The following is a 13,332-nucleotide window of genomic DNA, read 5'->3' as shown; positions in this document are numbered from 1 at the left end:
AGGGGACCCTTGGCCATCACCTGGACGGGAGTGGGTGCGGGCCCCTTGGTCATCAGCTGCGCCGGGGCCGTCGCGGGCTCCTCCGCCGGTGCGGCCACCGGGACCGGCTTGTGCGGGGCGTGCTCCGCCGGCGCGGCCACCGGCTGCTCGTCCAGGTCCGCCGGCAGCGGCTCCGGTGCGCCGTCCGTCCCGTCCGGCTCGGGGACCGTCTCCCCGTCCGCCGGCGTCGTACGGGGCGGCAGAAGGGCGAGGACCGCCTCGCGGTGCGCCTCGGGGGCCGCGTCGTCGAAGGGGTTCGGCGTGGCGGGCACCTGGAGGCGGTGGACCGGGCCGTTGCCGAGGCGGGCGTAGCCGCGGCCGGGTGGCACCTGGTCGAGGGGGGTGGACTGCGGCGGTGCGCCCAGAACCGTCTCCAGCCGGTCGGCCGTCGCCGGGCCGAGGACCGTGCGCGCGCGGGTGTGCTGGCGGACCGGTTCGGCCAGGGCGTCCAGCGCGTCGAGCTGGTCGGCGACGACCACCGTCACGTTCGCCGGACGGCCGTGGCGCAGGGGGACCTGGAGGAGCGTCTGCGGATCCTTGCGGTCGTCCGCCGCGGCCAGGTGGGTGAACGCGGTCGGCCGGTCGAGCAGGATCCACAGCGGACGCCTGGTGTCCTCCGGCGGCGGGTGCCCCGCCTGATGGGCCCGGTTGGCGGCGATGAGACGGCGCTCGGTCTCGGTCGCGGCCCACTCCAGGCTCGCCGTGGCCCCGGCCAGGCCGGACTCGACCGCCAGGACGCCGTCGCGGCCGGTCAGGCAGGCGTACTCGCCGGTGCCGCCGCCGTCCACGATCACCACGTCTCCGTGCTGCAACGCCTGCAGGGCGATGGACCGCAGCAGGGTGGAGGTGCCGCTGCCCGGCTGGCCGAGGACGAGCAGATGCGGCTCGGTGGAGCGCAGTCCGGTGCGCCAGACCACCGGGGGGACGTCGCGCTGCCGCTCACCGGAGCCGAGGGGGAGGGTGCGCCGCACCCGCGTGGAGTCGGTGAAACCGAGGACGGTCTCGCCGGGCGCGGTGACGAAGCGCTGGGCGGTGATGTCGACGGGGAGCGGCTGCAGCACGCCGAGCGTGAGCTGGTTGCCCTCCTCGTCCCAGGTGAAGTGGTACTCGCGGCCCCGGCCGGACTTGGCCGCGAGGAGGTGCTCGATGCGGGCGCGGGACTCGGGCTCGCCGTCGGTGAAGTACGCCGGGTAGCGCACCACCAGCTGGGAGATCCGGCCGCCGCCGTCGAACGCGTAGGTGGGGAAGGCCTTGTCCCACGCGCCGCCGTGCGCGTACAGCGGCTCGGGGTCCTCGGCCGTGGAGAAGTACGGCACCAGCGCCTCGTACAGCGACTTCAGGCGCTGGGTCTGCGACTCGTCGGGTCCGTCGGGTGCCGCCGGCGTGCGGTCCCTGCCCTGCCACGCCGCGGCCGCCATCAGGGTGATGGCGGCCAGCAGCGGCCCGTACGGCACCAGGGCCACGACCAGGACGACCGAGGCGACGAGGAACAGCAGCGCTCCCCGTCTCTCCTTGGGCGTCTGGGTCCACCTGCGCCGGCCGGCCCCGGCCAGCCGGCGCAGACCGCGCGCGATCGTGATCAGCGGATGGAGGACGTCCGTGGCGCTGTCGGCGGCCGTCCGGGCCAGCTCCCGGCTCCGGGCGAGCTGCGCGCTGCCGTTGCTCAGAATGCGGGGGAGGGGGCGCCGGGCCACTACTGCCTCCAGTGGGTGCGTACGGGCGGGATGCGTACGGGGAGCGGGGTCGTCAGAACTTGATGCCGCCGAGGAGGCTCGCCAGGCTCTCGCCGCCCGCCTTGATGCTCGGCGCGATGGCCGTGCTGGCGAGGTAGAAGCCGAAGAGCATGGCGACCACGGCGTGGGAGGCCTTCAGCCCGTCCTTGCGGAAGAAGATGAAGACGACGATGCCGAGCAGGACCACGCCTGAGATCGAGAGGATCATGTGAGTTCTCCTGGTTTGCGGGGACAGTCACCATGAGTACTTCCAGGCTCACAGCATGTATCCATACGATAAAAGGTGCAACTGGGTGAAAATTGGACGATTTCCCCCGGTCGGCCGAGTGGTCCGCGGGCGCGGGTGAGCCGGCCTGTTGCGCCGGTCCGCGTCCGCGGTGATCTTTACCTCGGGCACATCGGGTCATGTGCCGCGCGAGCCAGTACCCTGGCGATTCACCCGTACGGCTGCGGCACAGCGCAGGCGCGGGCACCCGACATGACGCGTAGTGGAGAGGCGGTCCGGCCGATGACCGAAGTCCCCGACCCCGAGGTCGTGGAGCTGGCGACCAAGATCTTCGATCTGGCCCGGCGGGGACGGACCGATGAGCTCGTGGCGTACGTCGACGCGGGCGTTCCGGCCAACCTCACCAACGACCGCGGCGACTCGCTCGTGATGCTCGCCGCCTACCACGGCCACTCCGACGCCGTGCGCGCCCTGCTCGACCGCGGCGCGGACGCGGACCGCGTGAACGACCGGGGCCAGACCCCGCTCGCCGGAGCGGCCTTCAAGGGCGAGACGGAGGTGGCGAAGGCTCTCGTCGAGGGCGGAGCCGACCCTTCCGCCGGCACCCCCTCGGCCGTGGACACCGCACGCATGTTCGGTCGGACGGAACTGCTCGAACTGTTCGGCGAGCGGTGAGACGACCAGTCTGACCTGCAAGGACACAGAAAACGGGGGAGGCGGTACGGGGCCGCCGAAATTTCGGTCGCGGCGGACGAACGTGCCGGGTCATCATGACGACGTGATTCACGGACGTGACGGCTGGGCAGGTGTTGCCGCACCGCGCGGGCCGTGAGCGGCCCGCAAGGGCCACCGACGAGAGGCAGAGGAAGATGGTCTGCAGCAAGCAGGAAACGGCGGGCACTCCGACGTGTTGTCGCGCGGCCAGGTAGTACACGTCCCCGGTTGCGTCGACGCTTGATGTGAGGCTGTTTCCCATGTTCGATCCGGTCATAGCGCCCAGCGGTACGCTGCTCGGCCTGCTCCAGCGGGGCCGCGGCGACGGCACACTCCACGCGCTCACCGCCCCGCGCCCCGAGGCCCTCGCGGCACTCAACCACTGCGTGCTGAGCGACCCCCGCCACGACTGGCAGGTGGAGAACCGCTCCCTCTACTACGCCCGCCTCTTCCTCGACCTGAACGGCGAACTGGACGAGATCGAGGCGCACCTCTTCGACCCCGAGGACGTCCTGGACACCGAGGAGTCCCGCACCGGGCTCGCCCTCGCCGTCCTCGGCCACCTCGCCTCCTACGGCAGGCGCGACGCGCTCCACCTGCTGCGCAGGTACGCCGCCCACGGCTCCAACTGGACCTGGGCGCTCGACGAGCTGGCCCTGCGGGACGACGACGCGGGCCTGCGCGCCCTCGCCGCACCCGTCCTCGCGCGCTTCTCCACCGACCCGGAGGGCGAGGCCGAGCTGGCCGCCACCGTCCGGGACGCCTTCGAGCCCCGCCCCTGGCGGTTGTGGGCCGAGGATCCCCGCGCCTCGGTCTCCGCACGCGTACGTGCCGCCCAGGAGGCCGGCAGCTTCGACCGCTGGCAGCGGCAGATGCGTCCGACGGGACCACGCCCCGGGTGGAGCGTGCAGGCGGTCTTCGCCTGGGCCCAGCAGGGCATCGACCGGGGCGCCGCCCTGCATGTGCCGGCCGCCCGCTGCCTCAGCGCCGTCGCGGGTCCCGAGGACCGTGACGAGATCGTCCGCGCGGCCGAGGCCGGCGGCGACGGGGCCCGCTGCACAGCCCTGCGCTACCTCGCCGACCAAGGCGACCCCGCCGCCCTCGACCTGATCGAGAAGGCCGCGTCCTCCGGCACGCCGCTGGTCGTCGACGCCGCCGTCGACGCCTTCGAGCGCATGCGCTCGCTCGCCGCCGTCGACCGGGCGCGCGGCTGGGCCCGGCGCCCCGACGCGCTGGGATCCGCGGCCGGGCGCGTCCTCGCCTGCCGGGGCGGGACCCGGGACCGGGACCTCGTCCTCACCGCCCTGCGCGAGGCCGTACGGGGCGAAGGCCCCGACGCCCCCACCCTGTGGACCCTCATCGACGGCGCCGGACGGCTCGGTATCGCCTGCGCCGCCCCCGTGCTGCGGCACGTCTACCGCGAGACCGCCTCCTCCCACCTGCGCGGCCGGGCCGCCCGGGCCCTCGCCGCCACCGACCCCGCCTTCGGCACCGGCTTCGCCGTCGAGTGCCTGTGGGACTGCGAGGAGACCACCCGCGAACTCGCCGCACGGCACGCCGAGACCGGCGACGCCCGCGTCGTGGAGCGCCTGCGCCGCCTCGCCGCCGACCCGGCCGAGGAGGCCGAGGTGCAGACCGCCGTACGCAGCCGGATCGGTCCCGAGGGGACCGCGGTGTAGGCGCTCTCCCCGCCGTGCAGGCCGCCCCGCCGTGCAGGGCCTGCCCACCGCGCAGGGCCTTCCGGCCGTGCAGGGCCTTCCGGCCGTGCGGCGGCCGCGGCAGGCCGCGTGGATGAACGTCCGGTGACCCGCGGGTCAGGAGGCCGTGGACACGGCTGACCCGCGCGGGTGCACAGCGCAACGCTCATGGGCCGTTCCTCGCCCGGACAGATCGACGTTGACGTGACCACGTCCGTCGCGGCGACAACAGCGGTATGCGTGTCGTCATCGTCACCGAGTCCTTCCCTCCCGATGTGAACGGCGTGGCCCACTGCGCGCTCCAGACCGCCCGGCACCTCGCCGACCGCGGTCACGCCCCCGTCGTCGTCGCCCCGGCCCCCGCGCCCGGCACACCGCCCGACGCGTCCCCGCCGTGCCCCGTCGTCCACGTCCCCTCCCTCCCGCTGCCCGGCTACCCCCAGGTCCGGGTCGCCCTGCCCAGCCGACGGCTCGCGGCCACCCTGGCCGGGCACCGCGCCGACCTCGTCCACCTGGCCAGTCCCTTCGTCCTCGGCGTGCGCGGCATGGCGACGGCCGCCCGCCTCGGCGTCCCCGCCGTCGCCGTCTACCAGACCGACCTGGCCGGATACGCCCGCACCTACCTGGGGGCCGGCGAGGCAGCCGCCTGGCGGCGCATCCGGTCGGTGCACGGCGCAGCCGACCTGACCCTGGCCCCGTCCGGCGCCGCCCTGCGCGACCTCGAGGCACACGGCGTCCCCCGGGTCAGGCTGTGGCCGCGCGGCGTCGACGCCGAACGGTTCCGGCCCGCCCGCCGCGACGCGGCCCTGCGGCGCGCACTCGCCCCGAACGGCGAGCTGATCGTCGGCTACGTCGGCCGCCTCGCCCCCGAGAAGCACGTCGAACTCCTCGCCGGTGCCTGCCGGCTGGACGGCGTGCGCGTCGTGATCGTCGGGGACGGCCCCGACCGCTCCCGCCTGGAGGAGGCGCTGCCCGGCGCGGTCTTCCTGGGCCGGCGCACCGGGGACGACCTCGCCCGGATCTTCGCCTCGTTCGACGTCTTCGCCCACACGGGTCCCTTCGAGACCTTCTGCCAGACGGTCCAGGAAGCCATGGCCAGCGGACTGCCGGTGATCGCACCGGCCGCGGGCGGACCCCTGGACCTCGTCGCCCACGAGCGCACCGGACTGCTCGTGCCGCCGCGCGACCGCGACGCCGTACGGGACGCGGTACGCGCCCTGGCCGCCGACGCCGGGCTGCGGACCGCCTTCGGCGCCGCCGGGCGGGCCACGGTCGAGGGCCGCACCTGGGCGGCCGTCGGAGACCAGCTGATCGGGCACTACGCGCACGTGCTCGCAGGGCGCCGGACGGCGGTGGCGGCGTGAAGCGCAGCACCGGCGGCATGAAGCGGAGCGGCACGGCCGATCGGCCGCTGCGGATCGTCCGGCTCGCCAACTTCGTCGCACCCGCCTCCGGCGGCCTGCGCACGGCCCTGCGTGAACTCGGCACGGGGTACCGGGCGGCGGGACACGAACCCGTGCTCGTGATCCCAGGCGACCGGGCCGAAGACCGCGAGACCGGGCAGGGACGGGTGATCACCCTCCCCGGGCCGCTCCTGCCCGGCACCGGGGGCTACCGGGTCCTCACCGGCAGGCGGCAGGTGGCCCGGCTGCTGGAGGAACTCGCCCCGGACCGCCTCGAGGTGTCCGACCGCACGACCCTGCGCTGGACCGGCACATGGGCGCGGCGCGCCCGGGTCCCGGCCGTCATGGTCTCCCACGAGAGCGCCGACGGCGTCCTGCGCACCTGGGGCCTGCCCGGGCCCGCCGCACGCCGGGCCGCCGACGCCCTCAACATCCGCACGGCCCACACGTACGCCCGCGTGGTGTGCACGACCGAGTTCGCCGAGCGGGAGTTCGTACGCCTCGGGGTGCGCAACGTGGTCCGGGCCCCCCTGGGCGTCGACCTGCGGGCACGGCACCCGGGCCTGCGCGACCCCGCGGTCCGGGCGCGGCACGCGGGCACGGACCAGACGCTCCTGCTGATGTGCTCGCGCCTGTCCGTCGAGAAGCGGCCCGGTACGGCTCTGGACGCCCTGGAGGCCCTGCTGCGACGGGGGCGCCGGGCGGTGCTGGTGGTCGCCGGGGACGGTCCGCTGCGCGCCCGGCTGGAACAGCGCGCGCGGGCCGGGGCCCTGCCGGTCACCTTCCTCGGCCACGTCGCCGACCGCGGGCTGCTCGGCGCGCTCCAGGCGTCCGCCGACCTCGTCCTGGCCCCCGGGCCCGCCGAGACCTTCGGGCTCGCCGCCCTGGAGTCGATGGCCTGCGGCACGCCCGTGGTGGCGAGCGCCTCCTCCGCGCTGCCGGAGGTCGTCGGCTCCGCCGGGGCGGTCGCCGCCGACCGCGGCGAGGCGTTCGCGGACGCGGTGGACCTGCTGCTGGACCGGCCCCGAGCGGACCTTCGGGAGGCCGCACGCGCGCGTGCGGAGTGCTTCGGGTGGGACGCGTCGGTGGAGGCGTTCCTGGCGGCGCACGACACGGGCGTCCTGGCCCGGCGGCCGGTGCCGGCGCGCGTGATGCCGGCGGGGTCGGCCGGGCTCACCCGGCTCATCGAACCTGCCAAGCCCGCCGGGCCCACCGGACCCGCCGGGCCGGACGGGGCGGGGGCCGTTGCCTCCCGGCCGTTCGTGACGGGGGAGCCGGTATGAGACCGACGCGGGCCGTGACGCCGATCGCGGGCCCACGGCGTGAGGGCGTCGCGCGGGGAAGCGGCCGCCGCAGTTTCGTGGCCCTGGGCGACTCGCTCACCGAAGGTGTGGGCGACCCGGTGCAAGGCGGGTGGCGGGGCTGGGCAGCCCTGCTCGCCGCCGGGCTCACGGCGGACGGAGCCGCCGGGCCGTCCGTCCGCTTCACCAACCTCGCGGTGAGCGGCGCGCAGAGTTGGGACGTGCGGGAACGGCAGTTGCCGACCGCACTGGCGTGCCGTCCCGACCTGGCGTCCGTGATCGTCGGCGTCAACGACACACTCCGCCACAGCTTCGACATCCGGGCCGTGGCGGCCCGGCTCGACCAGGTGTACGCGGCGCTCACCGGGCAGGGGGCCGTCGTGCTCACCGCCTGCCTGCCCGACCCGGGACGGATGCTCGGCCTGCCGGCGGCCCTGGCCCGTCCGCTGGCACGGCGGCAGCAGGCCGTGAACGTGGTGGTGCACGCACTGTCGCAGCGGTACGGAGCCCTGCACGTGCACGCGTGCGAGGACGAGTGGATCGCCGACAGGGCGATGTGGAGTGCGGACCGGCTCCATCCGGGGGAGCGCGGACACCGGCAACTGGCCCTGCGCTTCCACGTCCTGCTCGCGGAGCACGGTCTGGCGACCGGGCCCGCTCCCTCATCCGAGCCCGAGGCGCCGGGCCCGACGGTGCCGGGGCGTCTGTGGTGGCTGGCCACGGCCGGTACCGGCTGGGTGGCCCGCCGATGCGCCGACCTGCTGCCCCAGCTGCTGGTCCTCGCCGCCGACGAGCTGGGCCACCGCGCCCGCGGGACGAGTGCCCGGCTCGACATCCGGGCCTCGGCGGCGGTCTCGGCGGCACTCGCTTCCCTCGCGCCGGCCGAGCGGCCGGGCCCCGCCTGACGGACGGCCGGTCCCGTCCGAGGAGCAGCCCACGGACTGCCCGCGCCGCAGGCGTCAGCGGCGGCGTACCGCCAGGAAGCGGACCGGTGTGCCGGGGGTCGCCTGGGCGGCGGACGGGAGGTCGGCCGCGCGGACCACGGCGATCACCGGATAGCCGCCCGTGGTCGGGTGGTCGGCCAGGAACACCACCGGCCTGCCGTCCGGCGGGACCTGGACGGCGCCCAGCACCATGCCCTCGCTGGGCAGTTCCCCGGCCCGGGCCCGCTCCAGGGCGGGGCCCTCGGTGCGCAGCCCGATACGGTTGCTCGCGGAGGAGACCCGGTAGGGGCGGGAGACGAAGGTGCCGAGTGCCTGCGGCGTGAACCAGTCCTCGCGCGGCCCCAGGGTCACCCGCAGGACCAGTTCGGCGGGCGGCGCCGGCTGCGGGGCGACGTCCACGCGCGCGTGGACACCCGTCGGCCGCCCCAGGGGCAGGACCGTGCCGTCGGTGAGCGGGGGAGGGCCGAGCCCCGACAGCAGGTCCGTCGAGCGGCTGCCGAGCACCCGCTCGACCGCGACGCCCCCGCCGACACCCACGTAGGTCCGTACGCCGGTCAGGGCCGGGCCGATGTCCAGCAGCGCGCCGGCGGGCACGCGCAGCGGCGCGCACCAGGCCGCGGGCCGGCCGTCCACCGTGACTCGGCAGGGCGCACCGGCCACGGCCACGGTGACGTCCGAACGGGGCCGCAGCGCGCACCCGTCGAGGGTCGTCTCCAGTACGGCCGCCCCGGACGGATTGCCGGTCAGCCGGTTGACGAGGTCCGCCGCGGGCCGGTCGAGAGCACCGGAGCGCGGGACGCCCAGATGCGCGTGACCGGGCCGGCCCAGGTCCTGCACGGTGGTGAGGGCCCCGGCCCGGGCGACGGCGAGCGCCCGGTCGGTCATGACCCCGCCTCGGGGACGAAGCGCACGCGGGTGCCCGGCGACAGCAGCGCGGCCGGTACGCGCGCGTGGTCGAACAGCACGGCGTCCGTGGTGCCGATCAGCTGCCAGCCGCCCGGCGAGGAGCGCGGATACACGCCCGTGTACGGCCCTGCCAGCGCCACGGACCCGGCGGGGACGGCCGTGCGCGGGGTGGCGCGGCGCGGGACGTCGTAGCGGGACGGCAGGCCCGTGAGGTAGCCGAAGCCGGGGGCGAAGCCGCAGAAGGCGACCAGGAACTCCGTCCCGGCGTGGATCCGGGCGACCTCCGCCTCCGGCACGCCCCACAGCGCGGCGACGTCGGCCAGGTCCGGGCCGTCGTAGCGCACCGGGATGCGGACCACCTCACGCGCGGGCGGGGGAGCGGACGGCAGGTCGGCGGCGGTCAGTTCGGCGGCCAGCCGGGCGGGGGAGTCCAGGCCGTCCAGCAGGACCGTACGGGCCGCGGGGACGATCTCGCGGGCCGCGAGCGAACCCTCGGCGCGGCGGCGCAGCAGCTCGGCGTGCAGGGCCTGCGCCTCGTCGACCGAGGAGACCTCGACGAGCAGGGCGTCCTCGCCGGCGGGCAGCACGTTCATGCGAAGGCCTCCACGTCGACCCCCGACTCCTCCAGCCGCCGGCGCACCCGCTGGGCCAGGTCCACCGCGCCGGGTGTGTCGCCGTGCAGGCACAGGGAACGCGCGCGTACCTCGATGCGGGTGCCCGAGCGGGAGACGACACTGCCGGTGCGGGCCAGCTCCACCGACCGCCCGACGACCGCCTCGGGGTCGCTGACCACGGCGCCCATCTCGGTGCGCGGCACCAGCGTGCCCGCGTCGGTGTACGCCCGGTCGGCGAACGCCTCGGTGACGGCCGGCAGTCCCGCCTTCGCGGCCAGCTCCAGCAGCCGCGAGCCGGGCAGGCCCAGGACCGGCAGCGTGGCGTCCGCGAGGAGCACCCCGTCGACGACGGCGGCGGCCTGCTCCTCGTCGCGCACGACCCGGTTGTAGAGCGCGCCGTGCGGCTTCACGTAGGCGACGCGGGCGCCCGCCGCGCGGGCGAACACCTCCAGGGCGCCGATCTGGTAGGCCACCTCCGAGGCCAGCTCGGCGGGCGGCACGTCCATCGCGCGCCGCCCGAACCCGGCCAGGTCCCGGTAGGAGACCTGGGCACCGATCCGGACGCCGCGCGCGGCCGCCAGCTCGCACACCCGGCGCATCGTGGCCGGGTCCCCGGCGTGGAAGCCGCACGCCACGTTGGCGCTGGTCACGATGGACAGCAGCCCTTCGTCGTCGGTGAGCCGCCAGCGGCCGAAGCCCTCGCCCAGATCGGCGTTCAGATCGATGCAGGCCATGGTTCCAGTGTCTCCTGTCAGAGCACGCGGTACTGCTCGTCACGGGCGTCGGTGAGGAACATCTGCCCCGGGGCGTGGGTGAGGGCGAACGGCGGGCGCGAGGCCATCACCGCCGCCTGCGGGGTGACCCCGCACGCCCAGAACACCGGGATGTCGTCCGGCTCGGCGTTCACCGGGTCCCCGAAGTCGGGGCGGCCGAGGTCGCCGATGCCGAGCCCCGAGGGGTCACCGCAGTGCACGGGACCGCCGTGCACCGCCGGCAGCAGGCTGCTCTCCCGGATCGCCGCCGCCAGGTGACGCGGCGGCACCGGCCGCATCGACACCACCATCGGCCCGTGCAGCCGCCCCGCCGGACGGCACGGCCGGCTCGTCACGTACATCGGGACGTTGCGGCCCTGCTCGACGTGGCGGATCGGCACCCCGGCCTCGCCCAGCGCCCACTCGAAGGTGAAGCTGCATCCGATGAGGAAGGTCACCAGGTCGTCCCGCCAGTAGGCGCGCACGTCCGTCGGTTCGTCCACCAGTCCGCCGTCCCGCCACACCCGGTAGCGCGGCAGGTCCGTGCGCAGATCGGCGCCCTCGGCGAGCACGGTCGTCCACGAGCCGGCGTCGGTGACGTCCAGGACGGGGCAGGGCTTGGGATTGCGCTGGCAGAACAGCAGCATGTCGTAGGCCCAGTCGGCGGGCACGGAGATCAGGTTGGCCTGGGTGTGGCCCGCGGCGACGCCGGCCGTCGGCCCGGTCAGTCCCTTCCGGAAGCGGGCCCGGGCGGCCGCCGGGCTCCACGCGCGCGCGTGCCCGTCGACGAGGAGCAGGGGACGGTCCTCGGTGCTCGTCCGGTTCACGTCAGCTCCTTCCCGCGGGTCTCGGGCAGCCCCAGCAGGGCGAGCGCCGCGATGCCGTAGCCGATCGCGCCGAAGACCAGCGCGCCGCCCACACCCCAGCTGTCGGCCAGGAACCCCACCGTCGTAGGGAACACCGCGCCCACCGCGCGCCCGGTGTTGTACGTGAAGCCCTGCCCGGTGCCGCGCACCGCCGTCGGGTACAGCTCGCTCAGGTAGGAGCCGAAGCCGCTGAAGATCGCGGACATGCAGAAGCCGAGCGGGAAACCCAGCACCAGCAGCAGGGTGTTGGCGCCGCTCGGAATGTTCGCGTAGGCCAGGATGCACAGCGCGGACAGCAGCGCGAAGAGCCAGATGTTGCGCCGCCGGCCCAGCCTGTCGGTGAGGTAACCGCCGGTCAGGTAGCCGATGAAGGCCCCGGAGATGAGGAACGTCAGGTAGCCGCCGGTGCCGACGACCGACAGATCGCGTTCGGACTTGAGGTAGGTCGGCACCCAGGTTGCCAGCGTGTAGTAGCCGCCCTGCACTCCGGTCGACAGCAAGCCCGCGAAGAGCGTCACGCGCAGCAGGCCGGGCTTGAAGATGGCCGTGAACGACCCCTTCTCCGCGCTGCGTTCACGCGCGGCGGCGGCCTCGGGAGCGTCGTGGACGCTGCGCCGCAGCCAGATCACCAGCAGCGCCGGCATCGCCCCGGTCCAGAACATGATCCGCCAGGCCAGGTCGTCACCGGCCACGGAGAACACCACGGTGTAGACGATCACGGCGAGGCCCCAGCCCACCGCCCAGGAGCTCTGGATCGCGCCCAGCGTGCGGCCCCGGTGCCTCGCGCTCGCGTACTCGGCGACCAGGATCGCGCCGACCGCCCACTCGCCGCCGAAGCCGAGCCCCTGCAGGGCGCGGAAGACCAGCAGCGTCTCGTAGTTGGGCGCGAAACCGCAGGCGACGGTGAACACCGCGTAGGTGATGACCGTGATCATCAGCGCCTTGACCCGGCCGACGCGGTCGGCCAGAACTCCCGCGAGGGCGCCGCCGATCGCCGAGACGACCAGGGTGACCGTCGTGAACAGTCCCGTCTGGCCGCTGTCCAGACCGAAGTACGCGGCGAGCGCGACCATGCTCAGGGGCAGCGTGAAGTAGTCGTACGAGTCCAGGGCATAGCCGCCGAAGGCGCCGGCGAAGGCGCGGCGGCCACGCGGGCCCAGGGCGCGCAGCCAGCCCAGGGCCCCGGTGTCCGAGCCGGGTCCGGCGGGCTTGCCGCGGGTGTCGTCGGTCAGTGCCTGCGGTGGAGGGGTCGTGCTCATGGGCACCTCGCAGAGTGAGGACGGAGGGTGCTTCGGAAGAGCCGTGCCGTGCGGAGCGGTGGGCGCCCGGGTGGGGACGCGGCGCCCTGTCCGGCACCGTAGAGGATTGTTCAACGATCCCTCAATACCCATGTTGGTTGTTCCTGGGATGTGCGATTGAATCCCGGCATGGCAGAGCAGCTGAAGGACCTCGCCGACGACCGGGCTCTCCTGGGGCGCACCAGCACCGCGGAACGGGTCTCGGACATCCTCAGGAGCCGCATCGCCGAGGGGTACTTCCCGCCCGGCACCCGGCTGTCGGAGGACAGCATCGGCGGCGCGCTCGGCGTCTCGCGCAACACGCTGCGCGAGGCGTTCCGGCTGCTCACCCACGAGCGCCTGCTCGTCCACGAGCTGAACCGGGGCGTCTTCGTCCGGGTCCTGACCGTGGAGGACGTCGAGGACATCTACCGCACCCGCCGGCTCGTCGAATGCGCGGTCGTGCGGGGTCTCGGCGACCCGCCCCACCGTCTCGACGGGCTCGCTAGCGCGGTCGAGGAGGGGCAGGCCGCCGCCCGGGAAGGTGACTGGAAAAGCGTGGGCACGGCCAACATCCACTTCCACCGGGAGCTGGTCGCCCTGTCGGGGAGCGAGCGCACGGCCGAGCTGATGCGCAGCGTCTTCGCCGAACTGCGCCTGGCCTTCCATGTCGTGGACGAGCCGCAGCGGCTGCACGAACCGTACATCGCACGAAATGTCGCCATCCTCCAGGCACTTCAGGAGGGGGACCGTGCGCAGGCCGAACGCCTCCTCGCGGGCTACCTCGACGACTCGCTCCGGCGTGTGGTCGAGGTGTACCGGCGCCGGGTCGGCGACGACGGCTGAGGCCCGGCGGGTCG

The 13,332-nt window shown here is 74.9% G+C and carries 12 protein-coding genes and 1 pseudogene; 6 read left to right on the top strand and 7 right to left on the bottom strand.

Annotation, left to right across the window (positions count from 1 at the left end; translation table 11 throughout):
- Positions 1 to 203: 203 nt before the first annotated feature.
- A pseudogene (locus ACFYWG_RS29685) lies at positions 204 to 1,733 on the bottom strand (hypothetical protein); the annotation flags it as partial.
- Positions 1,734 to 1,785: 52 nt separating this feature from the next.
- Complete coding sequence (locus ACFYWG_RS29680) at positions 1,786 to 1,980, bottom strand: hypothetical protein (RefSeq protein ID WP_030843336.1); 195 nt, start codon at positions 1,978 to 1,980, stop codon at positions 1,786 to 1,788.
- Between the two features lie 300 nt (positions 1,981 to 2,280).
- Between ACFYWG_RS29680 and ACFYWG_RS29675 the strand changes: the two genes are divergently transcribed.
- The 5 genes from ACFYWG_RS29675 (at position 2,281) to ACFYWG_RS29655 (ending at position 8,018) form a co-directional block, all read left to right on the top strand.
- On the top strand, positions 2,281 to 2,673 hold the full coding sequence (locus ACFYWG_RS29675; RefSeq protein ID WP_376331516.1) for an ankyrin repeat domain-containing protein: 393 nt from the start codon (positions 2,281 to 2,283) through the stop codon (positions 2,671 to 2,673).
- A 299-nt stretch (positions 2,674 to 2,972) separates the two neighbouring features.
- The gene (locus ACFYWG_RS29670) at positions 2,973 to 4,391 is read left to right on the top strand and encodes a HEAT repeat domain-containing protein (RefSeq protein WP_385421710.1); all 1,419 of its coding nucleotides are present in this window, start codon (positions 2,973 to 2,975) and stop codon (positions 4,389 to 4,391) included.
- A 254-nt stretch (positions 4,392 to 4,645) separates the two neighbouring features.
- Positions 4,646 to 5,773: a glycosyltransferase family 4 protein gene (locus ACFYWG_RS29665; protein ID WP_385421707.1), complete on the top strand. Its 1,128-nt coding sequence runs from the start codon at positions 4,646 to 4,648 to the stop codon at positions 5,771 to 5,773.
- A 17-nt stretch (positions 5,774 to 5,790) separates the two neighbouring features.
- The gene (locus tag ACFYWG_RS29660; protein WP_389204338.1) at positions 5,791 to 7,095 is read left to right on the top strand and encodes a glycosyltransferase; all 1,305 of its coding nucleotides are present in this window, start codon (positions 5,791 to 5,793) and stop codon (positions 7,093 to 7,095) included.
- The gene (locus ACFYWG_RS29655; protein ID WP_389204208.1) at positions 7,092 to 8,018 is read left to right on the top strand and encodes an SGNH/GDSL hydrolase family protein; all 927 of its coding nucleotides are present in this window, start codon (positions 7,092 to 7,094) and stop codon (positions 8,016 to 8,018) included. Before ACFYWG_RS29660 ends, ACFYWG_RS29655 begins: the two co-directional genes overlap by 4 nt.
- Before the next feature lie 54 nt (positions 8,019 to 8,072).
- Here the strand turns inward: ACFYWG_RS29655 and ACFYWG_RS29650 are convergent, their stop codons facing one another.
- The 5 genes from ACFYWG_RS29650 to ACFYWG_RS29630 are packed head-to-tail and all read right to left on the bottom strand — an operon-like array spanning position 8,073 to position 12,454.
- Positions 8,073 to 8,942, bottom strand: a complete 870-nt coding sequence (locus tag ACFYWG_RS29650; RefSeq protein ID WP_389204207.1) for a biotin-dependent carboxyltransferase family protein — start codon at positions 8,940 to 8,942, stop codon at positions 8,073 to 8,075.
- Complete coding sequence (locus ACFYWG_RS29645; protein ID WP_383504998.1) at positions 8,939 to 9,556, bottom strand: allophanate hydrolase subunit 1; 618 nt, start codon at positions 9,554 to 9,556, stop codon at positions 8,939 to 8,941. Before ACFYWG_RS29645 ends, ACFYWG_RS29650 begins: the two co-directional genes overlap by 4 nt.
- Positions 9,553 to 10,311: a LamB/YcsF family protein gene (locus ACFYWG_RS29640; protein WP_389204206.1), complete on the bottom strand. Its 759-nt coding sequence runs from the start codon at positions 10,309 to 10,311 to the stop codon at positions 9,553 to 9,555. The genes ACFYWG_RS29645 and ACFYWG_RS29640 overlap by 4 nt, the downstream gene beginning before the upstream one ends.
- Positions 10,312 to 10,328: 17 nt before the next feature.
- Entirely contained in the window at positions 10,329 to 11,156 is an 828-nt protein-coding gene (locus ACFYWG_RS29635; RefSeq protein ID WP_389204205.1) for a putative hydro-lyase, read from the bottom strand.
- A complete protein-coding gene (locus ACFYWG_RS29630) occupies positions 11,153 to 12,454 on the bottom strand; it encodes an MFS transporter (protein ID WP_389204204.1) in 1,302 nt (433 codons plus the stop codon). The genes ACFYWG_RS29635 and ACFYWG_RS29630 overlap by 4 nt, the downstream gene beginning before the upstream one ends.
- 168 nt (positions 12,455 to 12,622) lie before the next feature.
- On the opposite strand from ACFYWG_RS29630, the gene ACFYWG_RS29625 reads away from it, so the two are divergent.
- Positions 12,623 to 13,318 (top strand): GntR family transcriptional regulator, encoded by a 696-nt coding sequence (locus tag ACFYWG_RS29625; protein ID WP_389204203.1) that lies wholly within the window; start codon positions 12,623 to 12,625, stop codon positions 13,316 to 13,318.
- Positions 13,319 to 13,332: the final 14 nt, after the last annotated feature.

The organism is Streptomyces sp. NPDC003456 (assembly GCF_042878735.1).
In the GTDB taxonomy this organism is placed as follows: domain Bacteria; phylum Actinomycetota; class Actinomycetes; order Streptomycetales; family Streptomycetaceae; genus Streptomyces.
This window is presented reverse-complemented; position numbering and strand designations above follow the sequence as displayed.